1 protein-coding gene and 1 pseudogene are annotated in these 3,637 nt (G+C 57.4%); both read right to left on the reverse strand.

Features of this window, described 5'->3' with window-relative positions:
• Positions 1-2,234: pseudogene (locus tag EAE93_RS23500) on the reverse strand (two-partner secretion domain-containing protein); the annotation flags it as partial.
• A gap of 48 nt (positions 2,235-2,282) precedes the next feature.
• Positions 2,283-3,637: ShlB/FhaC/HecB family hemolysin secretion/activation protein (locus EAE93_RS23505; RefSeq protein ID WP_214040690.1), on the reverse strand; the 1,355-nt coding region annotated here is incomplete at its 5' end.

Below are 3,637 nucleotides of genomic sequence, written 5' to 3' on the forward strand. Positions count from 1 at the left end.
TGTTGACTGTGAATGTCCAGCCCGCCATTGCCGGCAATCTGTCCCTGAGTATTAGTGAGCTCGGCGCTGGTCAGCGTGGTTTTACCGTCCGCGGCGATTATCCCGCCGGTGTTATCAACATCGCCGGCGCGCAGGGTTAACTGCCCGCCGCTTAACACCCGGCCCGACTGATTGTCCAGCGTGTCTTTGACCGCCAGTGTCAGCGAGCCTTTTTCGGCGGCCACGATGTTGCCGTGACGATTATCGACGGTCGTTGCTTTAAGGTTCAGGTTGCCGTTGCCCGCAAGGGTACCGCGCTGGTTATCCAGCCTCCGGGTGGTGAGGGACAGGGTATCTTTGCCCTGTTGTTGCATCACGCCGCCTTGATGGTTCAGGGTGTCGGCGTTGACGGTTATCTGCCCGGCTTGAGTTTCAGCCTGGTTGAGTTGCAGTTCACCGGCCTGTATCGTCAGGGCGCCATTGGTGAGCAGTTTGCCCTTATCACCCAGCCACCGTTGCGTGTTGAGCGATAATCGACCCTGACCGGCCAATTGCACCGTCCCCTGGTTGTTATCGGCCTGATGCGCGGTGAGATGCAGGTCCTCGCCCTGACTGGCAATATTGCCCTGACGGTTGTTAAGCCGGTCAGTGGTGAGGGTCAATTTCCCCTGATTGAACACTGTCCCCTCACGGTTATTCAGCGTACGGGTATGGAGCGCCAGTTCACCGCTGCCGGTCTGGTTAATTTTTCCCTGCTGATTAGATAAATCTGGGGTTGTGAGGTGGATTTCCTTCGCCACTAACTGGCCGCCGTCGTTGTTAAACTGGCCCGGCGTTTTCGCCGTCAAACGGGCGGCATTGACGCTGGCGCGAGCGGTACTGATGCCCAATTGACTGGCGGTGAGTTGAATCTGGCTGGCTGCGGTCTGGCTGTCGCTCAGGTCAATCTGTTGGCTGTGGACAGCCAGCGTATCGGCGGCCAGATTTTTCCCCTTCGCCTGAACATGCTGCGCGGTCAGAGTCAGTGAGCCGGGACGGGTAGTGTTGCCGTTATCATCCAGTCCCGCGGCTCATACGCTGTCATGGCTGCTGTGTATTGTGCCTGCGTTGACCGTGGTATCGCCGCGAGCTTCCACCCGGCCCTGATTGCGCAGTGCTCCTTTGGTCTGTAAATTCACCGCCGATTGTGACAGCAATTTGCCGGTGTTAGTGACATCGGCAGACGAGGTTAATTGCAACGTATCCCGGCTGCTGAGGGTGCCGCGGTTCTCTATCCGACCATCGGCGGTGATATGGACCTCGCCGGCAGACGCGCCGATATTGCCGGCATTATGCACGCCCACCCCCGCCTCGGTGCCTATCAACCTAATTTTATGGGCGTACATGCCGCCCAGTGCCGCCACATCCAACGCAAACTCTGGGTGCTTTTCATCGTCAACCGATTTTTTCTCAATCTGCTGATGCGTCGCATCGACAATATTACGCCCGGTAGTCACTTTCAGGTCTTGGGCGTGTAATTTGGCGTTAATCGCCACGGAGCGGGCGATAATATCGGTGTAACTTTGCTGTGTGCTGTCCATGCCGCGCCCGTCAATCCGCACTTCCCCCTGATTGACATCAAACCCTTTCAGCCGGCCCTGCTCCATCAGCGCCTGTCCGGTGGTGAGCGTAGTGCGATGTGAGTTAATGAACCCGCAACCGTTACAGGTGATGCCCGAAGGATTGGCAATAATCACCTCGGCTTTATGCCCGGCCACTTCAATCCAGCCATTAAGGTGACTGGGGTCACGGCTGTTGACCTCGTTAAGAATAACGCTGGCGTCCCCTTTGGCTAGCCACGGATTGCCCGCGACCATACCGCCCAGTTGCGTCTGGGTGGCCTGATGGCTGTTATTGAGGATCACCCCCTGTTTATCCACGTCAAACTGACGGTAGGTATTGTGGGAAACGCCGTCGGCGCCCGGGGTCTGGATATTGACCTGCGGCGTGCCGTTGGCGCTGCGAATGATGGTGGGCTGCTGACGGCCCGGTGCCTGTCCGTCGGCCACAATCGCCGCCTGTACGGTGAGCGAAACTCCGCCAAGGGCTAACAACAACCCAAACCGTAGCGCGGTGAGTCGGCAACGATGCTGTGGTGAAGAGGTGCACCGATATCGGCGCCCGGTTCGTCCCCGTCCGGCCCGCGCTATCTCGGCCACCACCATCCACATCTGGCGGGATTGATTAAAGATAATACGATACAACTGCTTGTTCATGATTTTTACTCCACACAACACTACCCACCGGCAGTTTTGCTATTTGAATTAATACTGCCAATACAGGTTGAATCCGGCCGTGACGGGGGAGGTTTGGAAACCGGCGGGTTTGGACAGCGGGACGCCGACAAACAGGTCGTAGCTCACCTTTTTCAGGTTGCCTCTCCAGCCCAGGGCGCTCCCCGCTAGGTGTTTTCCGAGCAGCGCGTCACTGCCCCGGCCGCCCACTTCGCCATAATCGATTGCCAGATACAGCGACTGCCCTTTCAGCGGGGTTTGCCAGTCCAGTTCGTTGCGGCTGTACCAGCCCCGATCAGCGGATAAGGTCAACTCGCCATCAAAGCCGCGCACCGTCCAGCGGCCACCGATTGAAAATCGATCCTGGGGCGTCAATGGGCTGGCGCTTATCTGCCGCAGATACTGGGTTTGATAAGAAAAGGGCTGAGAAAACAGCGTTAACGGCCCGGCCAGCGTCGCCGAGAACTGGGTGATTTTAGGCAAGGCGGTCCCCTCATTGCGGTACTCTTCCGGCGCAGGTTGCGCGCCAAACCAGCGCATGCCCTGCTGGTAAGTCACTGTGGTATCCAGCGTCGCGCTGCCGATAAAGTGATGATGAGACAGCCCCAGCTTCCAGCCCGCGGTTTCCCGGCGCTGAACATCGATTTCAGTGTTATCAATAAAATTACGGGATGCCCGACGATAAATTTCACCGTTAAGCCCGGTTTTCTGGTCGGCGTTACGATGCAGCACCCGGCTAAGCTGGACCACCAGATTTTGGCTTTTGCCCCGGTATTGGATCGCCTGATTCAGCCCGGCTATCGTCTGGGTATAATCGTAATGACTGGCCGTCATGCTCGCCATCCAGTAGCCGAAAGGCAGGGAGTAATAGAGCGTGTCGTTCTGGCTGCCTTTCCCGGCAGATGAGTGAATATCGCGTCCCTCGGAGAGATAGAACAGATCGCTGAGCGCCAGCGGGTTATCCAGAAAAAAGGTGAGTCCGCCCTGATAACGCCCGGTGCTTTTGGAGCCGGTATCATCCAGATACGTGGCGACTCGCCAGTGGCGGGACTGACGCCAGTCCAGCACAATATCGCTCTCCCCCGGCTGCGCTGCCGGGACAATGTTCATCTCCGCCCGCACGGTCGGGAAACGTTGCAAGTTTTCCAATCCCTGCTCGATATCCCGTAAATCCAGTAACTTGCCTTCACGCGCGGGAAAGGGGGTTATCCGCTGGATATAGTTCCCGCTGTCTGGGGTATAGCGGATATGCCGGATTTTGCCCGGTATCATCACCAGTTTTAAGGTTTGGGTACGCAGATCCTGGGGAGGAGCCAGAACCCGGCTGGTGACATAACCGTGATTAATGAGCTGATCTTGCAATTGGGTTATCAGCCGGCTGATGC

Source organism: Photorhabdus akhurstii, assembly GCF_018448925.1.
GTDB lineage: Bacteria > Pseudomonadota > Gammaproteobacteria > Enterobacterales > Enterobacteriaceae > Photorhabdus > Photorhabdus akhurstii.